This is a genomic window from Pararhizobium antarcticum, from assembly GCF_001885585.1.
Lineage (GTDB): Bacteria > Pseudomonadota > Alphaproteobacteria > Rhizobiales > Rhizobiaceae > Pararhizobium > Pararhizobium antarcticum.
In genome coordinates, this window is record NZ_LSRP01000001.1 from 190494 (window position 1) to 215668 (window position 25175).

A 25175-nucleotide genomic window follows, 5' to 3' on the forward strand; every position below is an offset into this window, starting at 1 on the left:
ATCCCACCCCGGGTTCCTTCCCAATCCCGCCTGCACCGTTTTTCTGTTGGTCAGAAGGTCCGCATGAAAAGTACCGTCGGTTTGTCATTGCGCGACGAAACGATTTTTCGCATTCTCGCGACACTGCCTGTTCGGGATGGTTCGCCGCAGTATCGCGTCCGCAGCGAAGGCGAAACCTACGAACGGGTAACAACGGAAGACAATCTCGAAGACGCCAAGGGGTAGGCATAGAAGCCGTCAGCCCCAATCATCCACCGAGGAAGGACACGACCATGGCCAAGGGGCAAGCAAAGAGCAACAAGGAAGTCAGAAAGCCGAAAAAGGACAAGGAAGCTGCAAAGACTGCAGCGCCCTTCGCCGCGACACTGAACAAGGAAGTTCCCAAGCTTTCAGGGGCAAAGCCCAAGAAATAGGCGCAGGCCGATACCGGCAGGTGGCGGGATCCCGCCACTTTGCCCGGCCTTGGGTGTCCTCGGGTTTACTTCGGCTGAGATGGCGTGAAATTGGCAACAAGCACATGCCTCTCGCCGGGGTAGATCAACCGCACATGGGTGACATAGGCGCCATTGCTCCAGGTGCGGCGCTCGACGGTCAAACAGGCCGCTCCAACGACAATACCCAAGGCCATAGCAATCCTATCGTCAGCTGAGACCGCCCGGATCGTATGTTCCGCAGCGCTCCAGGGAACCCTCTTCAGCAGCCATGGCCCCGGTGCCTCTTCCTCGAAGCGCTCCGAAGCGGCATCCGGCACCGCCGCCAGATTGATCAGCCGCTGCTCGGCGCAAAATGGCCTGCCACCGGCAAAATGAATGCATTCCAGGGCGAGCACGGGCGTCGGAAGCGTTAGCCCGAGGTGTCGGCGGTCCTCAGCCGTGCTCCGCCGCCGGCTCTTTGCAACCAGTTTATAGCCATAGGCAAGCCCCAGGGACTGGACCTCGAGCTTGATGTCACGGATTTCCAGCACCGCCGATTGCGCCCGCGGCTGCGTCACATAGCTGCCGGATTTCCGCCGCCGCTCGATCAGCCCGGTTTTCGCGAGTTGCGTCAGCGCCTTGTTCACGGTCATGCGCGAACATCTGTACTGTGCCGCGAGATCGACCTCGAACGGAATGCGGAACCCGGGCGCCCATTCGCCAGACAGAATGCGATCCTCGATATCGCCAAGGATGCGCTGGTGCAGCGACAGATCGGCTGCCGGCCCGACAGCTCCGGTTGCGTTGTTCTCCTCCGCATCGTCGCGCAATTTTACCACGGTCTCACTTCCATTCGCCGGTCGATGCGCCGTCAACATGCTTGCTGTCGGCTTCACCGAAGCCACACCCCTACCGGAACATGACCGATCAGGCCAGAAGCGCCGCCATGACGCCGCGAAACCGCGATGCGATCTCGGAATGCCTGATGTGCCTACCATGCTCGACCTGCTTGACGCCGGCGACCCAGACGCAGTCAGGCTGCGTTCCATTGGCAAAAATCCATGAATCCAGCACGGCGTCGTCCAAGAGGCTGCCGATATCCGGCTGCCGCAGACAGACGAAATCCGCCCGCTGGCCAATGGCGATGCCGACTGGAGAGCCGAGCGCCCTGCCACCGCCATCAACCGCGCCATCGAACAGAGCGCGACCGGTGGAGCGCCCCGGTTCGCTCAGGACATTGCGCGAGCGATGCAGCAGGCGCTGTGAATATTCGAGTTGTCGCAACTCGTCGGGAATGCCGATCAGAATGTTGGAGTCCGAGCCGATCCCGAACCTTCCGCCGGCATCTGCGAACACTTTGGCGTTGAACGTGCCATCGCCCAGATTGGCCTCCGTTATCGGGCAGAGACCGGCCACGGCACCGGACCGCACCATGCGGCGGGTCTCGTCATCGGTCATGTGCGTCGCATGGATCAGGCACCAGCGATCATCGAGGCTGGCATTGTCCAAAAGCCATTCGACCGGCCGCTTTCCCGACCAGGCGATGCAATCCTCGACTTCCCTGACCTGCTCGGCCACATGCATATGGATCGGCCGATCCTCGGACATTGCGACAACAGCAGCCAGTTCATCCGGCGTCACCGCCCGCAGGCTGTGCGGGGCCACACCGACCTGTCCGCCCGGCAAACCGCGAACCACACTGTCGCAGCCTTCGAGCAACCGGGAAAAACGCTCGGGGTCATTGATGAAACGGCGTTGCCCCTCGCTGGGCGCCGCTCCGCCAAATGTCGAATGGGCATAAAAGACAGGAAGCAGCGTCAGGCCCATGCCGGTCAAGGCGGCCGCCGCCGCGATCCGCTGCGCCATCTCGGACACATCGGCATAGGGCCGGCCATCGATATCATGGTGCAGGTAGTGAAACTCGCCGACGCGGGTAAAACCGGCCTCGAGCATTTCCATGTAAAGCTGGCCGGCGACGGCCTCGACATGATCCGGCGTCATCGACAGAGCGAAGCGGTACATGACGGTGCGCCAGCTCCAGAAACTGTCGTCCCCCGGGCCACGCACTTCCGCAAGTCCCGCCATGCCGCGCTGGAAGGCATGGCTGTGCAGGTTCGGCATGCCGGGAACCAGAACGTCATGGCGCTCGTCTCCCGCCTGCGCCGCAACACCCGATTCGAGGGCGGAAATCTGGCCGCCCGTGATCACGAGCCGCACATCCCTTCGCCAACCCGCCGGCGTCAGAGCTGATTTCACATGAATGCTGGCCAAGGCTCATCCCCTCCTGAGTGTTGCACCGTCAAAAAAATCACTTGCGCTTATTGCCTTTATGTCTATACATAATAGCACGAAAAGGAAAGGCGCAATCATCGATGTCTTCCACAAAATCGAAAACCGGGTCAGCCCATACAACCGCCTGCGACAGGCTCTGGCGCAATGCCCGGCTTGCCACGCTGAACCCTAAACTGCCCGGTCTCGGCCTTGTCCCAGACGGCGTTCTCGCCGTTTTGGACGGTCGTATCCTTTATGCCGGCTCGGCAGAAAAGCTGCCTTTCCCCGTTCACGACGCTGCGGAAATCATCGACTGCGAGGGCCGCTGGATCACGCCCGGCCTGATCGATTGCCACACCCATCTTGTCCATGCCGGCGACCGCGCCAGTGAATTCGAGATGCGGCTTGCCGGCGCCAGTTATGAAGACATCGCCCGCGCCGGCGGCGGTATCGTCTCTTCCGTCCGTTCGCTGCGCGAAGCCAGCGAAGACGCGCTTGTCGCCCAGTCTCTTCCCCGGCTCGATGCACTGATCGCCGAAGGCGTCACCACCGTCGAAATCAAGTCCGGTTATGGTCTCGATCTTGAAAACGAAGCCAAGGCCCTGCGCGCCGCCCGCAGGCTCGGCGACGAGCGTGACGTCGCCATTCGCACCACCTTCCTCGGCGCCCATGCGCTGCCACCGGAATTCAAGGGCGACAAGACCGGCTATATCGCCAAGATCGTCGACGAGATGCTGCCTGCCATCGCGGCCGAAGGTCTGGCCGATGCTGTCGACGGTTTCTGCGAGGGCATTGCCTTTTCGACGGATGAAATGCGGCTGGTCTTCGATGCCGCCAAGGCCCTTGGCCTGCCGGTCAAGCTGCATGCCGACCAGTTGTCCAATCTGCATGGCGCAGCCCTTGCCGCCGAATACGGCGCGCTGTCCGCCGATCATCTCGAATATACCGACGCGGCCGGCGCGCAAGCCATGGCAAAGAGTGGCACCGTCGCGGTCATCCTTCCCGGTGCGTTCTATTTCATTCGGGAAACCAAGAAGCCTCCGATCGACCAGTTCCGCAAGGCCGGCGTTCGCATGGCGATTGCCACCGACAACAATCCCGGCACCTCGCCGCTGACCTCGCTGCTTTTGACCATGAACATGGCCGCGACCCTGTTTGGCATGACGGTCGACGAGTGCATTGCCGGCGTTACCCGGGAGGCGGCACGGGCACTCGGTCTGGTCGATGAGGTGGGAACGCTCGAACCGGGAAAATGGGCCGATTTCGCCATCTGGAACATCGAGCGACCGGCCGAACTCGTTTACCGCATGGGCTTCAACCCGCTGCATGCGCGCGTCCGCAACGGACATTGAAATTTGAAGACGCGTGAGCCTTGCTCCGCGCATTGGTGAGGACTTCGCAATGACCCTAATTCTTCAGCCGGGCTCAGTCCCGCTTTCGACACTCGAAACCATCTACTGGACCGGCGAGCCCGCCCGGCTCGATCCGTCCTTCGACAAGGGTATCGAAAAGGCCGCCGCCCGCATCGCCGAGATCGCTGCCGGCAACGCGCCGGTCTACGGCATCAACACCGGCTTCGGCAAACTGGCGAGCATCCGGATCGACGCCGCCGATGTCGCCACCCTGCAGCGTAACCTGATCCTGTCGCATTGCTGCGGCGTCGGCCAGCCGCTGGCCGAAAACATCGTCCGGCTGATCATGGCTCTGAAGCTTGTCTCGCTCGGCCGTGGCGCATCCGGTGTGCGGATCGAACTCGTCCGCCTGATCGAGGGCATGCTCGACAAAGGCATCATCCCGGTCATTCCCGAAAAGGGCTCCGTCGGCGCCTCCGGCGATCTGGCGCCGCTTGCGCATATGGCTGCTGTTATGATGGGTGAAGGCGAGGCCGTATTCAACGGCGAACAGCTGGATGGCGTAACTGCCTTATCACGCGCTGGGCTAACCCCGGTCGTGCTGGCCGCCAAGGAAGGTTTAGCGCTGATCAACGGTACGCAGGTTTCCACCGCGCTGGCGCTCGCCGGGCTGTTTCGCGCCCACCGCGCCGCGCAGTCGGCGCTGATCACCGGCGCGCTGTCGACCGATGCGGCCATGGGCTCGTCGGCACCGTTTCATCCGGATATCCACACGCTGCGCGGCCACAAGGGCCAGATCGACGCGGCCGCAGCGCTTCGCGGCCTGCTCCAGGGATCGGTGATCCGCGAAAGCCATATCGATGGCGACGAACGCGTTCAGGACCCCTATTGCATCCGCTGCCAGCCGCAGGTCGACGGCGCCTGCCTCGATCTGCTGCGCTCGGTTGCCCGAACGCTGGAAATCGAGGCCAATGCCGTCACCGACAATCCGCTGGTCCTGTCCGACAATTCCGTCGTCTCCGGCGGCAATTTTCACGCCGAACCGGTTGCCTTTGCCGCCGACCAGATTGCCCTTGCCGTCTGCGAAATCGGCGCGATCGCACAGCGCCGCATCGCGCTTCTGGTCGACCCCGCTCTATCCTACGGGCTCCCGGCCTTCCTCGCCAAGACACCCGGCCTCAACTCCGGCCTGATGATCGCCGAAGTCACCTCCGCTGCGCTCATGTCGGAAAACAAGCAAATGTCGCACCCGGCATCGGTCGATTCCACCCCGACCTCGGCAAACCAGGAAGACCATGTCTCCATGGCCTGCCACGGCGCCCGCCGCCTGCTGCAGATGACCGACAACCTCTTTGCCATCATCGGAATCGAGGCGCTGACAGCCGCGCAAGGCATCGATTTCCGTACGCCACTCACCACAAGTCCAGAATTGAACAAGGCGATCGCCGCGATCCGCGCCGTTGTCCCGACACTGGAGGTCGACCGCTACATGGCGACCGACCTCAAGGCGGCGAGCGACCTGGTTGCGTCCGGCAGGCTGAACGATGCGGTGTCGACAGGCATTCTGCCGGTTCTGGAGGCTTGAGGATGATCGCCAAGCACCCCTGCCCAAGTTCAGACGGGTACCGACCGAAAGCGACGGCACGCTCCCTCTTCTCCCCAACGGGGAGAAGTGCCGAGCGCATGCGAGGCGATGAGGGGGGCTTTGCCGCGATCCGCGCCGTGGTACCGACGCTCGAGGTGGACCGTTACATGGCGACCGATCTTAAGGCAGCAAGTGAACTCGTTGGTTCGGGTGGGCTGAATGCTGCAGTTTCCGCTGGCATCCTGCCGGTTCTGGAGGGTTGATATGAGCAGGCTGCCAATCTTTCCATTTTTTGGACGAAACCGAGCCACACCCGTCATTCCTGTACTTGTCACAGGAATCCAGCCACGGCGCGTCTGCGCCGTGAACGATGTCCTTTCGCAACTGGAAGAGTTCTCCGCGCCCAAAGACTTGGGCGCACTGGATTCCTGTGACGAGCACTGGAATGACGGAGGAGTTGGATACCTTTCGCAAGCCACCGAAAGGGTATTTCAATGACGGGCACCATCGCCGAAATCACCCAAGGCACATCCCCCGTCATCCTCGGCTTCCCGCACACAGGGACCGAAGTCCCGGCTGCCATCCGGGACCGCCTCAACGACAACGGCCGAATCCTCGCCGATACCGACTGGCACATCCACCATCTCTATGCCGGACTGCTGCCCGATGTGACAACGGTGCGCGCCACGTTCCATCGCTACGTGATCGACGCCAATCGCGATCCGGATGGTCTCAGCCTCTATCCCGGCCAGAACACGACCGGGCTTATTCCGGCAACCGATTTCGACGGCGTGCCGATCTGGAACCCCGGCGACGAGCCGACAAACGCCGATACCACCGCCCGGCTTGCCGATTTTCATGCGCCGTACCATGCAGCCCTTGCAGCGGAGATCGCGCGGGTCAAAGCCATTCACGGCATTGCCGTGCTCTATGATTGCCATTCGATCCGCTCGCGCATCCCTTTTCTCTTCGAGGGCAAGCTGCCGAATTTCAACATCGGCACCGACAGCGGCAGAACCTGCGATCCGACGATCGAGGCTGCGACCTTCGATCTGGTGTCCCAGGCTGGCGGCTATAGCAGCATTCTGAACGGACGCTTCAAGGGTGGCTGGACGACGCGCCATTACGGCCGGCCTGAAACCGGCGTTCACGCCATCCAGATGGAACTGGCGCAATCCACCCATCTCACCTCCGAGACGCCGCCCTTCACCTATGACGAAGCCAAGGCGGCCGGACTTCGCATCCACCTCAAAGACATTCTCACGCGCATCGAGACATCGGCGCTGACACTGGCTCACACCACAAGGGGACCCCAATGACCAATCCTCGTCACAACATCCGCGACGTGCGCGCCGCACGCGGCACGGAACTCTCGGCGAAATCCTGGATGACCGAAGCACCGCTTCGCATGCTGATGAACAATCTCGATCCGGAAGTCGCTGAAAATCCGCACGAACTGGTCGTCTATGGCGGCATCGGTCGTGCAGCCCGCACCTGGGCCGATTTCGACAAGATCGTCGAGACGTTGCGCGATCTCAACGAAGACGAGACGCTGATGGTGCAGTCCGGCAAGCCGGTCGGTGTCTTCCGCACCCACAAGGATGCACCGCGCGTTCTGATCGCCAATTCCAACCTCGTGCCCCATTGGGCGACCTGGGATCATTTCAACGAACTGGATAAGAAGGGTCTTGCGATGTACGGCCAGATGACCGCCGGTTCGTGGATCTACATCGGCAGCCAGGGCATCGTGCAGGGCACCTACGAAACCTTCGTCGAAGCCGGCCGCCAGCATTACAATGGCAACCTCACGGGCAAATGGGTCCTGACCGGCGGCCTCGGCGGGATGGGTGGCGCCCAGCCGCTGGCGGCCGTCATGGCCGGCGCCTGCTGCCTCGCCGTTGAGTGCAACCCCGAGTCCATCGATTTTCGCCTGCGCACCCGTTATGTCGATGCGCGCGCCGAAACGCTGGACGAAGCCATGGAGATGATCGAGCGCTGGACCGCGGCCGGCGAGGCCAAGTCGGTCGGCCTGCTCGGCAACTGCGCCGACATCCTGCCGGAAATGGTCCGTCGCGGCATCCGCCCCGACATGGTCACCGACCAGACCTCCGCCCACGACCCTGTTAACGGCTACCTGCCGAAGGGCTGGACCATGGCGGAGTGGAAGGAAAAGCGCGAAAGCGACCCGAAGGCCGTGGAAAAGGCTGCACGCGCTTCGATGCGCGAGCATGTCGAGGCGATGATCGCCTTCCAGGACAGGGGCATCCCGACCTTCGACTATGGCAATAACATCCGCCAGGTGGCGAAGGATGAAGGCCTCGAAAACGCCTTCGCCTTTCCCGGTTTTGTGCCCGCCTATATCCGGCCGCTGTTCTGCCGCGGCATCGGTCCGTTCCGCTGGGCTGCCCTCTCGGGCGATCCGGAAGATATCCGCAAGACGGACGCCAAGGTCAAGGAACTGACGCCCGGCAACAAACACCTGCACAACTGGCTCGACATGGCCGCCGAACGCATCGCCTTCCAGGGCCTGCCGGCACGCATCTGCTGGGTCGGCCTAGGCGATCGCCACCGGCTTGGCCTCGCCTTCAACGAAATGGTCCGGAGCGGCGAATTGTCGGCCCCGGTGGTCATCGGCCGCGACCATCTCGATTCAGGCTCCGTCGCCTCGCCCAACCGCGAGACCGAAGCGATGAAAGACGGCTCCGATGCCGTTTCCGACTGGCCGCTGCTCAACGCCCTGCTCAACACCGCATCCGGCGCCACCTGGGTCTCGCTGCACCACGGCGGCGGCGTCGGCATGGGTTTCTCGCAGCATTCCGGTGTCGTCATCTGCGCCGATGGCACCGACGATGCAGCCCGCCGCCTCGACCGCGTCCTCTGGAACGATCCGGCGACCGGCGTCATGCGCCATGCCGATGCCGGCTACGACATTGCACTCGATTGTGCCCGGGAAAAAGGTCTGCGCCTGCCGGGCATTCTGAGCAACTGAGGTGATGGTCGCGACCACGAACGGGTCCGTGCATATCCTGCGACACAGGGACTACCGGACCATGCCCTGGAAGAACGGCGGCGGCTTCACCACCGAAGTCGCCGTTTTTCCCGAAGAGAGCGATTTAGCCGGTTTCGACTGGCGGATCAGCATGGCCGTCGTTTCCATGGACGGGCCGTTTTCGACCTTTCCGGACATCGATCGCACGCTGCTCCTCCTCGAAGGCAAGGGCATGGACCTTGCAATCGGCGATCAGCCACCGGTCAGCCTGACCACCGCTTCGCAGCCATTCGCCTTTGCCGCAGACAGGGCGACGACGGCAAGGCTGGCCGCTGGTCCAATCACCGACCTCAATGTCATGACCCGTCGCGGACGCTGGACACATCACGTGGAGCGGCTGACCATTGATGGCCGGCTGGACCTGCAAAGCGGTGATCATACCATGCTCTTGCTTGCGCTATCGCCGGTCTTGCTCGACGTCGGAAGCGGCAGAACGGACCCTCTCGAAAGGCTGGATTGCGCCCTGATCGGCCACAGGGTGACGGTCGATGCGAAAGGGCATGCTGAGATCTGCATCATCCGGCTGAGAGCGGTCTGAGGTCCCGTCAAAGTCGTCGCGTCGGCTTCCTCGACGACAAACAGCAATCTATTTCGGCCAGCACTGCAGGGCCATGTCTATGACCTTGTACAAGGCGGCACGATCGGCTCCCGACGCCGCCTGAACCGCCGTGCCCTGCGTCACCGTCATGATGTACCGGGCAAGATCAATTGGCGAACAGGCATCTGGAAAATCGCCCTCGCGATCGGCGCGTTCGAAGCGGTCTGCCAGAGCCTGCTCGACGCGACGCCGGCTTTCAATCAGGCATTTCTGGATTTCAGCGGCTGCCTCGCTGCAGGCCAAGGCACCATTGATGCCGAGACAACCGTTCGGATTGCACTCGGACGTCTGTAAATCGGCATAGCCCTTCAGGACGCGTTCGGCGACAGAGCGCGCCTTGGGATCCTCAAGAGCCTCGCGAAAAAACACCATCTGGTTCTGCTCGTAGCGATCCAGAGCCTTCAGAAACAACTCTTCCTTGTTGCCGAAAAAGCCGTAGAGGCTGGGGCGGGTAATACCCATTCCCTCTGTCAGATCCGTCAGAGACGTGCCTTCGTAGCCTTTTCGCCAGAACAGCTCCATCGCCGTCTGCAGGGCTTCATCGACATCGAACTCTCTGGGCCGTCCCATTTTTCACATCCTCCCTATTTTATACCGATCGGTATAAAATTCTATTGACAACAATGCACCCCCGATCTTATTTCTATACCGACCGGTACTGAACGTCAATGCGCCTGCATGCCACCCCCGTGCAAAGCGCACCGTACCCAGACAATAGCGTCAGAAACAAGGATAGATCCCGATGTCTCTTGCAAACATCAGACGGAAGCTCTTGACCACAGGCCTGGCACTGACTGTTGCCATCCTTGCGCCTGCCCTGGTCTTCGACCTTACCGGCACACCCGCAGGCAACGGCAATGCAGCAGCGGAAACCGCAGCGGCTCCGCCGGCCGTGCCGGTATCGGTTGCGATCGTCGAAGCAAAGCCGATCACCCAATGGAGCGAATTCTCCGGCCGCCTCGAAGCGGTCGACCATGTCGAACTGCGCTCCCGCGTCGCCGGCGCCATCCAGGAAGTGCATTTCAAGGAAGGCGCCATCGTCCGGAAAGGCGACCTTCTGGTCACGATCGATCCTGCGCCGTTTGAGGCGGAAGCGGCCCGCGCCCACGCGGCCGTGGCTGCTGCAGAGGCGCGTGCGTCGCTGGCCCGGACCGAGCTGAAGCGTGGAAAGCAGCTTCTCGAATCCGCCGCCGTCTCGCAGAGCGACTACGACCAGCGCATCAATGGGCAGGCCGGAGCGCAGGCTGACCTCGAAGCGGCCCGCGCCGTGTTGCAATCGGCACTGCTCAACCTCGGCTACACGCAGATTCGCGCACCGATCACCGGCCGCATCGGCAAAATCGAGGTGACGCCGGGCAATCTGATTGCCTCTGGCCCCTCCTCCCCGGTCCTGACACAGCTTGTTTCGCTCAGCCCGATTTATGCCAGCTTCGAGGCGGACGAGGACGTTGTTGCCGGTGTGCTTGCAGAACTTCCGGAAGGCCTCAACGCCCGCAACTTCCTCGATCGCATACCGGTCCGGATGGACGTGGCAGGCGCCAGCTCCGTCAAGGGCAGCCTGCAACTGATCGACAACAGCGTTGATCCGAAAAGTGGCACCATCCGGGTACGCGCGACATTCGACAATGCCGATGGCAACCTTCTGCCCGGTCAGTTCGCGCGTCTCAGCATGGGCCAGGCAAAAGCCACCGATGCCGTTCTGGTGCATGAGCGCTCGATCGGCACGGACCAGAACAAGAAATTCGTGATGGTCGTGAAGCCGGACAATACCACCGAGTATCGCGAGATTTCGCTCGGCGCGAAATCCGACGGCCTGCGCATCGTCACCAGCGGCCTCCAGGCCAAGGAACGCATTGTCGTCAATGGCCTGCAGCGCATCCGGCCAGGCTCCCTCGTCGCACCTGAAATGGTGTCGATGACAACAGGCACCAGCACCGAGCTTCAGGCATCGATTGCCGAAACGGCCGGAAACTAGGCCGTCTTCTTCAAACCACGCGAAAAGGCGGGTCGAGATATGAACATCTCCAAATTTTTCATCGATCGCCCCGTTTTTGCGGGCGTCTTATCCTTCATGATCTTCATCGGCGGCCTGATTTCGCTGACTGTCATGCCGATTTCCGAATATCCGGACGTCGTGCCCCCCTCGATCGTTATTCGCGCCAACTATCCGGGCGCCAACCCCAAGGTTATCGCGGAGACGGTGGCGACGCCGCTTGAGGAAGCGATCAACGGCGTCGAGGGCATGCTCTACATGAGCAGCCAGGCGACCACAGACGGCCTGATGACGCTGACCGTCACCTTCAAGCTCGGCACCGATCCCGACCAGGCGCAGCAGCTTGTCCAGAACCGTGTCAGCCAGGCAGAACCGCGCCTTCCGGAAGAAGTCCGACGCCTCGGCGTGACGACCATCAAGAGCTCGCCAGACCTGATGATGGTGGTGCACCTGACCTCTCCCGAGGGTCGGTACGACATGACCTATCTGCGCAACTATGCGCTGATCAACGTCAAGGACCGGCTGGCCCGCATCGACGGCGTCGGACAGGTGCAATTGTTCGGTTCCGGCGACTATTCCATGCGCATCTGGCTCGATCCCCAGAAGATGGCGCAGCTGGGCCTTTCGGCCTCCGACATCGTCAATGAAATCCGCGCCCAGAACATCCAGGCCGCCGCCGGCGTCATCGGCTCCTCGCCCAATCTTGAGGGCGTCGACCTGCAGCTCTCCGTCAATGCGCAGGGCCGCCTGCAGAGCGAAGAGGAATTCGGCGAGATCATCATCAAGACCAGTGCCTCCGGCGCCATCACCCGGCTGAGGGACGTCTCGCGTATCGAACTTGGCTCGGCCGAATATTCGCTGCGCTCGCTGCTCAACAACAAGCAGGCCGTCGCCATTCCGGTTTTCCAGGCGCCGGGCTCGAACGCCATCGAGATCGCCGATCAGGTCCGCAAGGTGATGGACGAAATCAAGACGACCATGCCGCAGGACGTTTCCTACGAGATCGTCTACGACACCACGCAGTTCGTGCGCGCTTCGATCGAGGCCGTGGTCGATACGCTACTGGAAGCCATCGTCCTCGTTGTCATCGTCGTCATCCTGTTCCTGCAGACCTGGCGCGCCTCGATCATTCCGCTGATCGCCGTTCCGGTGTCGATCGTCGGCACCTTCGCCGTGATGCAGATGTTCGGCTTCTCGATCAATGCGCTCAGCCTCTTCGGACTTGTCCTGGCCATCGGCATCGTTGTCGACGACGCGATCGTCGTGGTCGAAAACGTCGAGCGCAACATCGAAAACGGGCTTGCTCCGCGCGAAGCGACCTACAAGGCGATGACCGAAGTCTCCGGCCCGATCATCGCGATTGCGCTGGTGCTGGTCGCCGTCTTCGTGCCGCTTGCCTTCATCTCCGGCCTCACCGGCCAGTTCTACAAGCAGTTCGCACTGACCATCGCCATCTCGACCGTCATCTCGGCCTTTAACTCGCTGACCCTGTCACCGGCATTGGCAGCGCTCCTGCTACAGTCCCATGACGCACCGAAGGACCGCCTGACGCGGGTGATGAACGGCCTGTTCGGCTGGCTGTTCCGGGGGTTCAATGCCGTGTTCACCCGTGGATCGAATGCCTATAGCGGCGGCGTGCGGCGCGTCATTTCGCGCAAGACGCTGATGATGGCGATCTATCTCGTGCTGATTGGCTCGACCGTTTTCCTGTTCAAGGCGGTGCCCGGCGGTTTCGTGCCGCCGCAGGACAAGCAGTATCTCGTCGGGTTCACGCAGCTGCCGGACGGCGCCTCGCTGGATCGAACGGAAGACGTGATCCGCCGCATCAGCGATATCGCCCTCAAGGTACCCGGCGTCGAAAGCGCCATCGCCTTTCCGGGCCTGTCGATCAACGGCTTCACCAACTCGTCGAATGCCGGCATCGTCTTCCTGTCGCTCAAACCCTTCGAGGAACGCACCACGCCGGATCTTTCGGCCGGTGCCATTGCCGGACGGCTCAACCAGGAACTCGGCGTGATCCAGGAAAGTTTCAGCGCCATCTTCCCGCCGCCACCGGTGCAGGGGCTCGGCGCGATCGGCGGTTTCAAGCTGCAGATCGAAGACCGCAACGGCCTCGGTTACGAGGCGCTCGACGGGGCCGTGAAGGCTTTCCTCGCCAAGGCCTATGCGACGCCGGAACTCGTCGGCATGTTCTCCAGCTATCAGGTCAACGTTCCGCAACTCTACGCCGACGTCGACCGCGCCAAGGCGCGTCAGCTGAACGTGCCCCTGCCGGACATCTTCAATACGTTGCAGATCTATCTCGGCTCGGTCTATGTCAACGACTTCAACAAGTTCGGCCGGACCTATTCCGTGCGCGTCCAGGCGGATGCTGCATACCGGGCGCAGGCGGAGGACATCGGCAAGCTCGAAGTCCGCTCGACATCAGGCGAGATGATCCCGCTGTCGGCCCTGCTCAACGTCACCTCCAGCGCCGGCCCCGAACGCGCCATGCGCTACAACGGCTTCCTCTCGGCCGACATCAACGGCAATGCGGCCCCCGGCGTATCGTCGGGACAGGCGCGCGCCATTGTCGAGCAGATCGCAGCCGACACGCTGCCGGCCGGCATCAGCTTCGAATGGACGGAACTGACCTATCAGGAGATCATCGCCGGCAATTCCGGCCTGCTGATCTTCCCGCTGTCGATCCTCCTGGTTTTCCTCGTGCTGGCCGCCCAGTATGAAAGCCTGTCGCTGCCCTTGTCGATCGTCATGATCGTGCCGCTTGGCATTCTCGCCGCGCTCTTCGGCGTCTGGCTGACAGGGGGAGACAACAACGTCTTCACCCAGATCGGTCTGATCGTTCTTGTCGGCCTCTCGGCGAAAAACGCCATCCTGATCGTCGAGTTTGCCCGTGAGCTGGAATTCGAAGGTGCCAAGCCCTTCGACGCCGTCATCACCGCAAGCCGCCTGCGCCTGCGGCCGATCCTGATGACATCGATGGCGTTTATCATGGGCGTCGTGCCGCTGGTGATATCGACCGGCGCGGGTGCGGAAATGCGCCACGCCATGGGCGTCGCGGTGTTCTCCGGCATGATCGGCGTGACACTGTTCGGCCTGTTCCTGACGCCGGTCTTCTATGTGCTGGTGCGGGCGATGACCGGCAACAAACCCCTGCGCAAGAGCGGCGCGGCGGAACCAGTCCACTCCACTGCTCTGGCGGCCCACGCGCCGGCCGAGTAGCGCCCGACGAGACCGAGCGACCTCCGCCGCGACGCCGGCGGAGGTCCATTTTGCAGCCGGCTTCCGGGCGTGAATGCCTTTGCGAAAAGCTGCGCTAAAGGTGATGCATCAGGAATGGCTTTCCGGCGATCTGCTCGATCCGGATCCGGTAGCCGAACACTGCTTCCATGTTTTCCTCCGTCAGAACCGCCGCCGGCGGACCATCGACGATCACGCGGCCATCGCGCATGGCAACGATCCGGTCGGCATAGGCTGCGGCCTGATTGATATCGTGCAGGACGATGATCGCCGTCCTTGCCGCCTCGTCGGCGATCCGGCGCAGCGACCGCATCAATTGTCTGGCATGGAACATGTCGAGATTGTTGAGCGGTTCGTCGAGCAGCAGATAATCGGTGCCCTGGCAAAAGGTCATCGCAACCAGCGCCCGCTGCCGCTGGCCGCCCGAGAGTGTATCGATGAAGCGATCGGACAAGGCCGCCAGATCGAATTGATCGAGCGCGGCGTCAACCAGCGCAAGGTCGAGCGCGCCCGGGCGCCCCTGATGATGCGGAAACCGGCCGAAACCGATCAGTTCGCGTACCGTCAGCCGGCTGGCGACAATGCCGTCCTGCCGCAGGATGGCAAGCCGCTGCGCCAGCGTCCGGCTGGGTGTCGTATCCACCGGCATTCCATCCACCGAGATGCACCCTGTCTGCAGCGGTTGCAGCCGCGCGACAAGCGACAGGAGGCTGGATTTGCCGGCACCGTTGGGACCGACCAGCGCCGTGATCCCACCCTTCGGCAGGGCCAGGTCGATGCCGCGCAGGATCGGCACATCGCGATAGGACAGGGAAACATTCTCGATCAGGATCATTTTCGTGCCCCCTGCACAAGTAGGATCAGGAACACCAGGCCACCGACAAATTCGATGACGACACCAAGCGTCGATGCGCCGCCCAGAGCGTGCTGCAGGACAGCCTGTCCGCCCACGAGAACGGTGATGGCAACGAGGACGGCAGCAGGCAGAAGAACGGCATGCCGCTGGGTCTTCACGACGCGCTCCGCGAGCGCCACGACCAGCAGGCCGAAAAAGGCGACAGGCCCGACAAGCGCCGTTGAAACGGCAACGAGGATGGAAACGAGCAGAAGAAGACCGGCCGCACTGCGCGTCCAGTGTACGCCAAGGCCGGTCGCCGCATCACGGCCAAGCGCAATGACGTCGAGACGGTGGCGTGCGCGCCAACAGAAAGCGACCGCGACAAGAGTCATGATCGCGCCCAGCAGGGTCAGGTCGGTGCGCAGCGCGTTGAAGTTTGCAAAGCTTGCGCCCTGCACGACAGCAAAGGCATTCGGGTCCAGCATGCGGGCCAGCAGAGCCTGCAGGCTGCGAAACAGAATGCCGAGCGTCACTCCCATCAACAGCATCAGCCCCATGTCCATCCGAAGCTTCAGCATTGGCCACAACAGGGCCATGGCAAGGGCGACCATCAGTACGATTTCCATGCCGAACTTGAAGCCGCCGTTCAGGCTGGCATAACCGAGCCCCCCCAGCAGAAAGACCAGCGCCGTCTGGCCGAAGACATAGAGTGCGTCAAGGCCCATGATCGAAGGCGTCAGGATGCGGTTGGCCGTCACCGTCTGGAACAGCACTGTCGAGACGGCAATCGACAAGGCGACCTGCAAGAGGGCCAGCAGCTTCAGGCCCCGCAAACCCAGCACGAAGGCGATGTTGCCACGCAGACCGGCCAGCATGAAGAAAAGCACCGACAGGAGCGCGAGGGTTAGAAGCAACAGCAGTCGACGATCAGCCATGGGCGGACCGCATGAACATCAACCGGAGAAACAAAAGCCCGCCGACCACGCCCATGACGGTCGCGACCGGGATTTCGTAGGGATAGCGCAGCAGCCGACCAAGAAGATCGCAGCCTAGAACCAGAAAGGCACCGCAGCCGGCCACCCAGGGGATCGTTCCGCGCAAATTGTCGCCCATGATGCGCGAGACGACATTCGGCACGACCAGACCGACAAAAGGAATGATGCCGACAATGACGACGGTCAGCGCCGCAATGACGGAGACGATGACAAGGCCCAGCTGCAATGTCCGCTGATAGCTCAAACCGAGACCGACGCTGATCTCGCGGCCAAGCGAAACCACCGTCAGCCGGTCGGCCACCCACCAGGCAAGCACGATCATCGCCGCCGCACCCCAGAGCAGTTCGTAGCGCCCGCGCACGACGCCGGAAAATTCGCCGCTGGTCCAGATGTCGAGGAACTGCAAGAGGTCTGCCTGCCATCCGACAAAGGTGACGATCGCACCGATGACGCCGCCATAGACAAGGCCGAACAGCGGCACGAGATAGGGCTGCGTCGGCGGCAGGCGATGCGCGGTCATCAGGAACACCGAGGTTCCGGTGAGGGCTGCAACGCTGGCAATCAGCGTCTTGGTCGCCAGCGTCGCGGCGGGGAACAGCAGCGTGGCGATGAGAATGCCGAGCGCGGCACTTTGTGCCGTGCCCGCCGTGGCCGGCTCGACAAAGCGGTTTCGGGCAAGCGTCTGCATGATCAGGCCGGCAATCGCCAGACCCGCCCCGGTCAGCATCGCCGCAAGCGTGCGCGGCAATCGGCTGGCGAGGAAAAGCTGCACTGTCGCGGGGTCGTCGAAGAGCCGCGCAAAAACGAGGTCATCAGCCCCCACAGCAAGGCTGAGACAAAACAGCAAGGCACTGCCGAGACCGACAGCAAGGCCGATCGTCCAATTCGTCCAGCGGGGCTTGCGGTCAATCATGGCGCTTGGGAATAGGCAGCTGCAATCGCCATGAAAACGCGGCTCATGGCCTGCACGCCACCGGCGGCAATGTAGAAATCCCCGGCCGGAAGGTAGATTACCTGCCCCTTCTTCCAGGCCGTCGTCTCGGCCACCAGTTCATTGTCGAGTGTCGTCCTGGCGTTCTGATCGTCGGCGCCGATCGCCGCCGCCCGGTCCAGCACCAGAAGCCAGTCCGGATTGGCCTTGCGGATGAATTCGAAGGACACCGCTTTGCCATGGGTTGCAGCCTCGACATCCGGAACGGCCGCCGGAAGGTCGAGCGCCGAATGCACCCAGCCGAAACGCGAGCCGGGACCATAGGCCGAAATCTTCGGCCCGTTGGTCATGACGATCAAAGCAGTACCCTTGCCCTTGATCGCGGCGCGGGCAGCTTTGACGGTGGCGTCGAGTTTTGCACCGGCGGCAAGGGCTTCCTTGTCCCGTCCAAAAAGAGCGCCATAGGCCGACAGCCGCTCTTTGGCCTGCGCCAGAAGATCGTCGCCATCCATGGTCATGTCGATGGTCGGCGCCACCTGCGTGGTCGCTGCGACCTGCGTCGACGAGCGCCCGCCGACGATGATCAGGTCCGGTGCGAGTTCGCTCAGGGCTTCCAGATCGGGCTCGAAGATATCACCGACGGCGGTTCCGGTCTCCTTCAGATGCGCCAGGGCCGGCAAATAGAGATTGGAGGGTATCCCGGCCGGCCGGATACCGAGACTGTCCAGCGTATCCAGCGCCGCAATATCGAACACGGCGATCCGCGCCGGCTGTGCGTCCACGGCAACGACACCGGTTGCTGTTGCGACGTCAATCGCCTGGGCGATGTTTGGAAACGCAGAGAGAGCAAGGCCGACCGTGACGGAAAGGTATCGGAGAGTTGAAAAGGAGAAGAGGCTGGTCATAAGGCAAAGGGTTCCTAGAAATTGATGGACAGGCGCTGTGGCGTGCGGCGCTCCACGAATTCTGCAATTTCCCGCCTGTCGGTGCGCAGCACATCCATGCAGTCGGGACCGAACCATTCCAGCGAGACCTCCGTCTCCGGCTGGTCGGCAATCTCGGCAAGAAACCGCATGTAATCGACGGCGCCCTGGAAGAGCGGTGTCATGCCATCGCGACGGCCGGCAGCGGCATAGACATTGGCGGGCTCGAAGACGACAAGATCGGAGCGGGCGCGAATATTCTTCAGATGGTAGTGGCGAATATGCGGCTTCATCATGCGATGAACGGCAACGGGATCGTCCCCGCCCTCCCAGACGTGCAGCGTATCGAAATTGATCGCAAACGCCGGATGATCGACGGCGTCGATCAGATCCAGCGTCGAGGCCGCCGTATCGGCCAGCGTGTTCGGATGGGTCTCGACCAGCAGATCAACGCCAAAATCGGCAGCCATGTCGCACATTGCCCGCAGGCGGGCGGCAATGGACCGCCGCTCATCCGCCGCAATCATGGCGCTGCCGCGATTGCCGGCAAAGGTGCGGATCTTGCCCGCCCGCCAGCGCCGCGCCATGCCGCAGACCTCTTTTGTCTGGCGCTCCCGCGTCAGCCGATCGGCGTCCACAGGCAGATAGTCGCTGACCATGGGCACGGACAGGCCAAGGCTCGCCAGCCAGTCAGCGTTGCGCTCGGGCATCTGGGCCATGTTGCGCCCATGCGCGGCCCAGAGCTCGATGCCCTGGAAATCGTTGGCTCGCGCGAAACTGGCGATTTCGGAAATCGAAATCAGATGGTGGCGAAACGTGATCGTGCAGAGCGAGACCTTCATCGCGCGGCCCTTCTCGACTGCGGCTGCTCCATAGCGGCCGGAAACTGCTGCTCGCACCAGAGCGCGAAAATCTCCGCCAGTTTTCCCTTGACCCTGGTTTCGAGACGGTCGCATTGATCCAGATGCGCAAGAACCGGCGGCAGGAAAGCGCGATCACCGGTCTGGGCGAGCTTCATGGCCGCATATTGCAACGCCTTCAATGCGTTGACGAGCGCCTCGATGTCATCGCACCAGACATCGAATTCCGCAGCCGGCAGCTTCAAGGCGCGCCAGAAAAACGCGAAACCGTGTTCGTAGGCATATTTGCGGATGGTGATCACCGGCAGTTCCCGCAGCGCCAGATCGAGATCCGCAAGGCGCGTGCCATCGCGTTCCTCGACATGCGCCGCGACGATCTCGCGCAGGCTGTCGAGCAGCGGGTTTCGATCCGAAACGAAGCAGGCGTCGAAATAGGCGCGCAGATCCTCGTCCTGCGGCGCGCGTGCCTCGGCCCGATCGAACACATAGCCACCGCCGACCGTCGGCTGCAGGATGGCATGGATGACCTTGTCGCGGGCGATATCGCCCTGCCAGCGATAGTCCGGATCGAGCACGAACCAGTTTTGCGGGTCCTCTGTCTTCGCCAGCATCAGGTAATGGGGGAACGGGTTCTGGTTGAACTTGTTCTCGCGTTCCGGCAGATGGAACATGTCGAGCATCACCATGACATAGCCGGTCTCCGGCCTGGTCTCGACAAGGTCGAGCAACACGGCGAGGTTTTCAATCTTGGTCATGGCCGGATCGTACCATTCCCGCACGCTCACAGCGTAAAGCCGCTCGAACCAGCCACGGAAGAATTCCTGGCTGATGTCGGCTGCGTGATACCGTAGCTGCCACCGGTCGGTGACGGCGAATTTCGCGTCCCAGACGCCAAAGTAGAATGGCCGGTGGTCGAGCCCGGCGCGCTTCACCGCCTCGCAGACGCAGCTGACGAAACAATGCACCTTGATGTCATAGGCCGCTTCGCCGTGTACGCCCTCGCCGACAAATGCGGGGACCGTCTGCACAGCAGACGCGGGATCGACAGCCTCCGGGTCGAACAGGCCGGCAAGGTCCTCGACCGTCACAACATCCTGCTGGCTGATCGCCTTTTCCGGCATCGCCAGGCCGTATTCCAGCTCCAGATTGAGGAAGATCTGCAGGATCAGCACGGAATCGAGATAGAGGTCCTCGTTGAGCCGTGCCAGCGGTCCAAAACCTTCGAGATGCGGGTGCATCATCTGCTCCGACAGGATCGTCTGCACGGCCGCCATGATCTCGTCGCGGGTCATTCGGCAGCCTCCACCGGCAGAAATTCACGGGCGGCATGGCGCGCAGCCACCTCGCGTCGGCTGATCTTGCCGTTGGCCTGCCTCGGTACAACCTTCACCTGCAGGATTTCCATGGGCACCTGATGACCGGCGAGATTGCCGATGCACCAGCTGCGCAACGCCTGTGGCGCGATGGTTTCGTCAGCGCTGAAGAGCAGGCCGACACGCTCGCCGGCAAATGGGTCGCTCTTGCGAAAGGCAACGGCGTCGGTGACGCCAGGCATGGCCATGACAGCGTCCTCCACATCCTTCGGATAGACGTTGAGGCCGGAGACATTGATCATGTCGTCCATGCGCGAGACGAAGACGAGCATGCCGTCTCCCCGGAGATAACCGAGGTCACGGGTGTGGATCGCCGCACCGGTCCCGCTCTCAGCATCGGCTGCAACGACGATCTCGCCGGCATGCTCGAGGTTTCGCCCGGCCGTGGCGCGCAGATGCGGAAGCACAAGGCCCATATCCCCGGCTGCGGCGACATCCGGATTGATGGCGATGCAGCCGGATTCCGAGCACCCATATTGCTGGAACATGAAACGGCTCGCCGCGCGGATCCGCGAAAACCACGGATCGGGCAAAAGCGTGCCGGACGTCATGACCGCATGGATCTGCTCGCCGGCCGGCATCAACCGGGCCAGCGTATGAAGCACGGCAGGCGACGAATAGAGCAGCGGCCGCTCGACCTCGCGCAGCTTGCCCAGGAGATATTTCGGATTGGCGGTGTTGACGATCACAGGTGTCTGGCCGCGCTTGAGCGCAACGAGAATGCCGCAGATCAGGCCATAGGAATGGGTCGTCGGGCAGGCGATCACCGGCGTCATCTCTTCCGGTTCGCGGAACGTCCGGACATAACTTTCGACTTCGCGGTCGATTTCCGACCAGCTGCGCGCCACGCATTTCGGCGCCCCTGTCGTCCCGGAACTCATCTGCAGCAACTGGCCTTCCCCATCTGACGGCGCGTCGGGCTGCAGGATTTCCGGTGTCAGGCTATTGTAGAACAATCGCTCGCAGCCGGCCCTGACGGCGAGCTTGCGGGCGGCCGGCAGCGGTGTGCCGGGATGGATCGGCAGCACACTGGCGCCCTCCTTGCGGATGGCGAAGAACAGCGACAGCCAATCGGCCGTTTCGGCAAAGCAGACGGCGTAGCGTCCGCGTCCATCGATCAGCCCTGCGTCAACAGAACGCGCCGCGGCCTCCTCGAAATAGGCGCGCTCGTAAAGCCGGTCATCGATCCGGATCATGGCTTTCTCCTCAGTTCGGCCTGATCGCGCGCGAGAGCATTGGGCACGCGGTGGTGGTATTCCGGCTGTTGCGCGAAAAGTTTCCGCGTCATCAGGGATTCGGTGAGTGTCTGGGGGCTCGTATGGCCAAGAAGGCTCTGCCGGCAGCCCATGCCGTTCTCTGTCGCATAGCCGGCAAGGCAGGCCTCGACCCGCTGCCAGAAGCGATCTTCCGGCAGGCTGTAGACCTGTTCCAGCAGATGGGAGATCTCGCTCATATTGTAGACGAAGAGCGTATCCATGACGAGTTCGCGCAGCGAATCGAGATTGTCCGTCCAGTAATACTGATCCGGCTCGGCCTTGCGGTAATCGGCGTGCAGCGAGGAAAAGTCCGGCATGCGATCAGGCGCGCGCAGGAACGCCGGCGAAAACTCGATGCTTTCGTGGAAGTCGCGGAGAACCAGCCGGACAGGCCAGCCGTCGCGGTGGACCAGGAGCATGTTCTGCCCATGCGCCTCGACCGCAATGCCGTGGCACACCAGGAGATGCCAGACCGGCAGCACGGCGATGTCGATCAGCCGGTTCAGCCAGGGCATCAATCCATGGCGAAGGATCCAGTCGTCGGCAAAGGGCCGACCGTCGGCCTCCATCATCATCAGAGCATTGAACGGCACGATGGCTTCGCCCGGACCGAGCGTCGCCTGCGCGCTGTCTCGCCAGATGGCGCCGATCTGGCCGGTCAGATCGCCTTCGCCATCGGCGATGATACCGGCATACTCGCGCAGGATCGTCAGCGGATAACGCGTATTGAACAGACTGTCGTCGGCAACGATCCCACTGATCCATGCGGAGATCACCGGCGCGGTACAGACCGAATGCGGCTCCAGAATGCGCCGGGACGAGGTGTTGACGAGGTTCATCGGCAGTTTGACATTGGCCGCCATCGGCCGGCTGGCGTTCATCAAGGTCCGGATCGATTGCGTCGCGGTGTAGCAATCGCCAAGCGCGCCCAGAAAATGGGCCTCACCGGCGTCGATCCACGGCAGGAGAAGGGACGGGCCGAGATTGGTCCATTGCCATGGATGCAGTGGGACGAGGCCGAAGTCGTCGGCCGTCAGTCCCAGCGCATCCCGTTTCCGCTGCAGCGTATCCCAGACCTGCGGACCAAGCTCTGAAAGCCAGAAATCCGCCTCATGGCAGGGCAGTGCCTGCCGGACATGACGGCGCGCGACCGCAAGCCAGACGAGTTGGAAAGACTTACCCGATTCCGGCCCATAAGCCTGGTGATCTGCCGTCGAAAACCCTGTCCTTGCCTTGAAGCAGGGGTGGTAGGGGTGCCCCTCATCCAGCGCGCCCTCCATTTCCGCCAGCGACATTTCGCGACGATCCCGAACCATCGTCGTTTCCTCATTCTGTCGGCAGAATGCGATCGTCTGCTGCATTTCGCCCAGCAGCCGTTCGCGATTGACTGCCGGACCCGGCAGGCCGGCAACGACGGCCTCGAGCGTGGCAACGGTCCAGCCGCTATTACACGTCCTCATCGCAACAGAACCGGCAATCAGTCTGGGACGACCGAACACCCCGATCTTGCCACGGCAGCGGAAATCGACGCGCGCCCCACCCTGCCCCGGCCGGTTCTCCGGCCGCCGATCATGCGACCAGTCGAACAGGAAGTATCCGTCTGCAGCACTTTGCCGAACCGGCACGATGCCCTCGAAGATCAAGGATTCCATCAGTTGGCGCAGCACCCGTTCATCGGGCCTTTGTGGCAGGTCACGAGGCAATGGCATGGCTCGTCCTCGTCATTGCCAATAGGGAAGGGCTTCTCAGCGGGTTGGCAATCGGCCGGTAGAGGCTCGCGCCCGCGTCCGATTGCAGTTCGTCGACATCAAACAGCCGGGTCGTCAGATTGGCCTTGGAGGTGATCGTCGGCTGATCCAGGACATGGCGGGCGAAATCGCGGCCGGCCCCCGCCATGGTCAGCGCGCAGCCTTCCAGATGCGCGCGCAGGAGGCACAAAAGCGCGCCCTCGTCGCACAGACCGTCATGCCCCATGCGGCTGATCACGGAGAAAACCTGATTGACGATCAGGTAGTAGCTGAACCGCTCGCGGATCTCGCTTTCGGCAAAATAGAGCGAGCCGATGGTTTCCGTCTCCGGTACATGGGCCGCGAGCAGGCTGCGGTACCGCTCGGAGAGATAGAACCCCTGATTGTCGCGATAGTAGCTGAAGCGGGGATAACCGCCCAAGATATCGATCAGGCTGTTTTGCTGATGCGCTTCCAGCGCCACGCCGAAATCGTCGAAAAAGCGGATCAGCGGCTCGACGGCCCGCTCCAGATAGCGCTGGAACCAGTCCAGAGCCACGGTCTGTAGGCTCTGCCCGCTGCTCGCGGCGAGACCGCAGATCAAGCGCATGAGCCGGGAGGTTTCGCCCGGCATCGGATCGGCGGTCAGCGCCGCCATGGTAACGACGCCGGCCCCGCGCGAACCCGCAAACAGGTTTTCCCGCAGGATCGTCTCGAAGCCGCTTTCCGCACGACCGGGAATTTCGACGGTAAGATAGGCCGGGTCCTGAATGATCCGGAAAGAGGCGGAGCGTTCGGCAAAACCAATCCGGTCGACGAGCTTTGCCATGGCCACGCCGGCGTCGAGTTCATGGCGGCGGTTGAGGCGAACCGAATTGGTGATGCGCACCGGAAGCGAAAACTTCAGCATCCAATCCTGCTCTGCATTGTAGACGGTGCGCACCGAAGAGGTCGCCGTAAAACACGGACCGGACGGGCCGAGATGCCGCAGGATACCGTCGCGCTGCAGGGCCTGGATGTCAGGATCGAGCAAGAGCGCCTCTGCCTGAAGCGGATGCATCGGCAGCAGCACTTCGCCGGCGCGGGCAGTAGGCATGTCCCCGCCGGAAGCCGCCATTGCGGCGACAATGTCCGGGGCAGTGAGGGCCCGTGCGGACGCATGGCGTACATGATCGGCTCTCGCCGCGAAATAATGCAGCTTGAAGGCGCCGCCCAATTCCGGGGCGTAGCGTTCCTGCTGCCAGAAGGTCATGCCCTGCCGGCTTTTCGGTGTCGGATGCAGCCAGTGTCCAAACACCAGCGATTGCTCCGCCGCAAGGAAATCATCGGCCTGAACGGGCCGTTCGCGGGCCTTGTCGAGATAGAGCGCGGTCTGCTGGTAGCTGTCGAGAACACGCATCAGCAATTCGAGTTCGAAGCCGCGCATCCTGTCGCTGCCAGCATTCTCCATGGTGCGGCGATTATCCTGGTAGGTCTCGTGGACGAGGCTGTGCAGAGCCGACAGGCGCTCGATATTCCTCCAGATGGGATCAGAAGTGCCGCGGCCCCAGATGCGACCGAACTGAATCGGTCCACACGAGGAAGGAGAAACGATCTCCGCGCGCAGCAACATGTGCTGGCTGGGCAGCGACCATTCGATACAATCGACGCCCGGTCCCCGAGCAGTCCTGTGCCTTGCTGCAACACCGGGATTGACCTCCCGCAGATAGCAGTTTGCAAAACTCTGGAACGTTGCTTTTTCCGCTGCTTGCCTAGACGTTTGTGTCATGTC

22 protein-coding genes are annotated in these 25175 nt (G+C 62.3%); 10 read left to right on the plus strand and 12 right to left on the minus strand.

Annotated elements, in window-relative coordinates:
* Positions 1–63: 63 nt before the first annotated feature.
* Together AX760_RS00835 and AX760_RS26965 are read left to right on the plus strand one after the other, a co-directional pair.
* Positions 64–225: a hypothetical protein gene (locus tag AX760_RS00835; protein WP_342587476.1), complete on the plus strand. Its 162-nt coding sequence runs from the start codon at positions 64–66 to the stop codon at positions 223–225.
* A 47-nt stretch (positions 226–272) separates the two neighbouring features.
* Positions 273–413: a hypothetical protein gene (locus AX760_RS26965; RefSeq protein WP_175551986.1), complete on the plus strand. Its 141-nt coding sequence runs from the start codon at positions 273–275 to the stop codon at positions 411–413.
* A gap of 65 nt (positions 414–478) precedes the next feature.
* On the opposite strand, the gene hutC is transcribed toward AX760_RS26965, so the two are convergent.
* Both hutC and AX760_RS00845 read right to left on the minus strand, forming a co-directional pair.
* Positions 479–1243 carry a histidine utilization transcriptional repressor HutC gene (gene hutC, locus AX760_RS00840; protein WP_071830929.1) on the minus strand — a complete coding sequence of 255 codons (765 nt, stop codon included), beginning with the start codon at positions 1241–1243 and terminating at the stop codon, positions 479–481.
* A 97-nt stretch (positions 1244–1340) separates the two neighbouring features.
* Positions 1341–2684: a formimidoylglutamate deiminase gene (locus AX760_RS00845; protein ID WP_071830930.1), complete on the minus strand. Its 1344-nt coding sequence runs from the start codon at positions 2682–2684 to the stop codon at positions 1341–1343.
* Between the two features lie 101 nt (positions 2685–2785).
* Between AX760_RS00845 and hutI the strand changes: the two genes are divergently transcribed.
* From hutI to AX760_RS00875, 6 genes are all read left to right on the plus strand, one after another.
* Positions 2786–4036 carry an imidazolonepropionase gene (gene hutI / locus AX760_RS00850; RefSeq protein WP_071830931.1) on the plus strand — a complete coding sequence of 417 codons (1251 nt, stop codon included), beginning with the start codon at positions 2786–2788 and terminating at the stop codon, positions 4034–4036.
* A gap of 49 nt (positions 4037–4085) precedes the next feature.
* The gene (gene hutH / locus AX760_RS00855; protein ID WP_071830932.1) at positions 4086–5621 is read left to right on the plus strand and encodes a histidine ammonia-lyase; all 1536 of its coding nucleotides are present in this window, start codon (positions 4086–4088) and stop codon (positions 5619–5621) included.
* A gap of 98 nt (positions 5622–5719) precedes the next feature.
* On the plus strand, positions 5720–5884 hold the full coding sequence (locus AX760_RS26970; protein ID WP_175551983.1) for a hypothetical protein: 165 nt from the start codon (positions 5720–5722) through the stop codon (positions 5882–5884).
* A gap of 231 nt (positions 5885–6115) precedes the next feature.
* On the plus strand, positions 6116–6940 hold the full coding sequence (hutG, locus tag AX760_RS00865) for an N-formylglutamate deformylase (protein WP_071830934.1): 825 nt from the start codon (positions 6116–6118) through the stop codon (positions 6938–6940).
* Positions 6937–8610: a urocanate hydratase gene (gene hutU, locus AX760_RS00870; protein WP_071830935.1), complete on the plus strand. Its 1674-nt coding sequence runs from the start codon at positions 6937–6939 to the stop codon at positions 8608–8610. Before hutG ends, hutU begins: the two co-directional genes overlap by 4 nt.
* A 4-nt stretch (positions 8611–8614) precedes the next feature.
* Complete coding sequence (locus AX760_RS00875; RefSeq protein WP_245294903.1) at positions 8615–9208, plus strand: HutD/Ves family protein; 594 nt, start codon at positions 8615–8617, stop codon at positions 9206–9208.
* Positions 9209–9256: 48 nt separating this feature from the next.
* On the opposite strand, the gene AX760_RS00880 is transcribed toward AX760_RS00875, so the two are convergent.
* Complete coding sequence (locus AX760_RS00880) at positions 9257–9838, minus strand: TetR/AcrR family transcriptional regulator (protein ID WP_071830936.1); 582 nt, start codon at positions 9836–9838, stop codon at positions 9257–9259.
* Between the two features lie 172 nt (positions 9839–10010).
* Between AX760_RS00880 and AX760_RS00885 the strand changes: the two genes are divergently transcribed.
* The gene (locus AX760_RS00885) at positions 10011–11243 is read left to right on the plus strand and encodes an efflux RND transporter periplasmic adaptor subunit (RefSeq protein WP_071830937.1); all 1233 of its coding nucleotides are present in this window, start codon (positions 10011–10013) and stop codon (positions 11241–11243) included.
* A 39-nt stretch (positions 11244–11282) separates the two neighbouring features.
* The gene (locus tag AX760_RS00890) at positions 11283–14483 is read left to right on the plus strand and encodes an efflux RND transporter permease subunit (RefSeq protein WP_071830938.1); all 3201 of its coding nucleotides are present in this window, start codon (positions 11283–11285) and stop codon (positions 14481–14483) included.
* A 94-nt stretch (positions 14484–14577) separates the two neighbouring features.
* Here AX760_RS00890 and AX760_RS00895 read toward each other — a convergent pair whose 3' ends face one another.
* The 9 genes from AX760_RS00895 to AX760_RS00935 are packed head-to-tail and all read right to left on the minus strand — an operon-like array spanning position 14578 to position 25172.
* Positions 14578–15336 carry an iron ABC transporter ATP-binding protein gene (locus tag AX760_RS00895; RefSeq protein WP_071830939.1) on the minus strand — a complete coding sequence of 253 codons (759 nt, stop codon included), beginning with the start codon at positions 15334–15336 and terminating at the stop codon, positions 14578–14580.
* On the minus strand, positions 15333–16274 hold the full coding sequence (locus AX760_RS00900; RefSeq protein WP_071830940.1) for an iron chelate uptake ABC transporter family permease subunit: 942 nt from the start codon (positions 16272–16274) through the stop codon (positions 15333–15335). Before AX760_RS00900 ends, AX760_RS00895 begins: the two co-directional genes overlap by 4 nt.
* Positions 16267–17247 (minus strand): ABC transporter permease, encoded by a 981-nt coding sequence (locus AX760_RS00905; RefSeq protein ID WP_071830941.1) that lies wholly within the window; start codon positions 17245–17247, stop codon positions 16267–16269. Before AX760_RS00905 ends, AX760_RS00900 begins: the two co-directional genes overlap by 8 nt.
* On the minus strand, positions 17244–18170 hold the full coding sequence (locus AX760_RS00910) for a siderophore ABC transporter substrate-binding protein (RefSeq protein WP_071830942.1): 927 nt from the start codon (positions 18168–18170) through the stop codon (positions 17244–17246). Before AX760_RS00910 ends, AX760_RS00905 begins: the two co-directional genes overlap by 4 nt.
* Positions 18171–18184: 14 nt before the next feature.
* Complete coding sequence (locus tag AX760_RS00915) at positions 18185–19087, minus strand: sugar phosphate isomerase/epimerase family protein (protein ID WP_245294904.1); 903 nt, start codon at positions 19085–19087, stop codon at positions 18185–18187.
* Positions 19027–20340: a DUF6005 family protein gene (locus tag AX760_RS00920; RefSeq protein WP_071830944.1), complete on the minus strand. Its 1314-nt coding sequence runs from the start codon at positions 20338–20340 to the stop codon at positions 19027–19029. The genes AX760_RS00915 and AX760_RS00920 overlap by 61 nt, the downstream gene beginning before the upstream one ends.
* A complete protein-coding gene (locus AX760_RS00925; RefSeq protein ID WP_071830945.1) occupies positions 20337–21617 on the minus strand; it encodes an AMP-binding protein in 1281 nt (426 codons plus the stop codon). The genes AX760_RS00920 and AX760_RS00925 overlap by 4 nt, the downstream gene beginning before the upstream one ends.
* Positions 21614–23386 (minus strand): IucA/IucC family protein, encoded by a 1773-nt coding sequence (locus AX760_RS00930; RefSeq protein ID WP_071830946.1) that lies wholly within the window; start codon positions 23384–23386, stop codon positions 21614–21616. The genes AX760_RS00925 and AX760_RS00930 overlap by 4 nt, the downstream gene beginning before the upstream one ends.
* Positions 23370–25172, minus strand: a complete 1803-nt coding sequence (locus tag AX760_RS00935) for an IucA/IucC family protein (protein WP_071831038.1) — start codon at positions 25170–25172, stop codon at positions 23370–23372. The genes AX760_RS00930 and AX760_RS00935 overlap by 17 nt, the downstream gene beginning before the upstream one ends.
* Between the last annotated feature and the right edge of the window lie 3 nt (positions 25173–25175).

Coding starts and splice junctions, on each gene's coding strand:
- AX760_RS00875 (WP_245294903.1), top strand. CDS start 8,615: ATGGTCGCGACCACGAACGGGTCCGTGCATATCCTGCGACACAGGGAC.
- AX760_RS00835 (WP_342587476.1), top strand. CDS start 64: ATGAAAAGTACCGTCGGTTTGTCATTGCGCGACGAAACGATTTTTCGC.
- AX760_RS00920 (WP_071830944.1), bottom strand. CDS start 20,340: ATGACCCGCGACGAGATCATGGCGGCCGTGCAGACGATCCTGTCGGAG.
- AX760_RS00880 (WP_071830936.1), bottom strand. CDS start 9,838: ATGGGACGGCCCAGAGAGTTCGATGTCGATGAAGCCCTGCAGACGGCG.
- hutU (WP_071830935.1), top strand. CDS start 6,937: ATGACCAATCCTCGTCACAACATCCGCGACGTGCGCGCCGCACGCGGC.
- AX760_RS00885 (WP_071830937.1), top strand. CDS start 10,011: ATGTCTCTTGCAAACATCAGACGGAAGCTCTTGACCACAGGCCTGGCA.
- AX760_RS26965 (WP_175551986.1), top strand. CDS start 273: ATGGCCAAGGGGCAAGCAAAGAGCAACAAGGAAGTCAGAAAGCCGAAA.
- AX760_RS00900 (WP_071830940.1), bottom strand. CDS start 16,274: ATGGCTGATCGTCGACTGCTGTTGCTTCTAACCCTCGCGCTCCTGTCG.
- AX760_RS00930 (WP_071830946.1), bottom strand. CDS start 23,386: ATGCCATTGCCTCGTGACCTGCCACAAAGGCCCGATGAACGGGTGCTG.
- AX760_RS00890 (WP_071830938.1), top strand. CDS start 11,283: ATGAACATCTCCAAATTTTTCATCGATCGCCCCGTTTTTGCGGGCGTC.
- AX760_RS00935 (WP_071831038.1), bottom strand. CDS start 25,172: ATGACACAAACGTCTAGGCAAGCAGCGGAAAAAGCAACGTTCCAGAGT.
- AX760_RS00905 (WP_071830941.1), bottom strand. CDS start 17,247: ATGATTGACCGCAAGCCCCGCTGGACGAATTGGACGATCGGCCTTGCT.
- AX760_RS26970 (WP_175551983.1), top strand. CDS start 5,720: ATGCGAGGCGATGAGGGGGGCTTTGCCGCGATCCGCGCCGTGGTACCG.
- hutH (WP_071830932.1), top strand. CDS start 4,086: ATGACCCTAATTCTTCAGCCGGGCTCAGTCCCGCTTTCGACACTCGAA.
- hutI (WP_071830931.1), top strand. CDS start 2,786: ATGTCTTCCACAAAATCGAAAACCGGGTCAGCCCATACAACCGCCTGC.
- AX760_RS00910 (WP_071830942.1), bottom strand. CDS start 18,170: ATGACCAGCCTCTTCTCCTTTTCAACTCTCCGATACCTTTCCGTCACG.
- hutG (WP_071830934.1), top strand. CDS start 6,116: ATGACGGGCACCATCGCCGAAATCACCCAAGGCACATCCCCCGTCATC.
- AX760_RS00925 (WP_071830945.1), bottom strand. CDS start 21,617: ATGATCCGGATCGATGACCGGCTTTACGAGCGCGCCTATTTCGAGGAG.
- AX760_RS00895 (WP_071830939.1), bottom strand. CDS start 15,336: ATGATCCTGATCGAGAATGTTTCCCTGTCCTATCGCGATGTGCCGATC.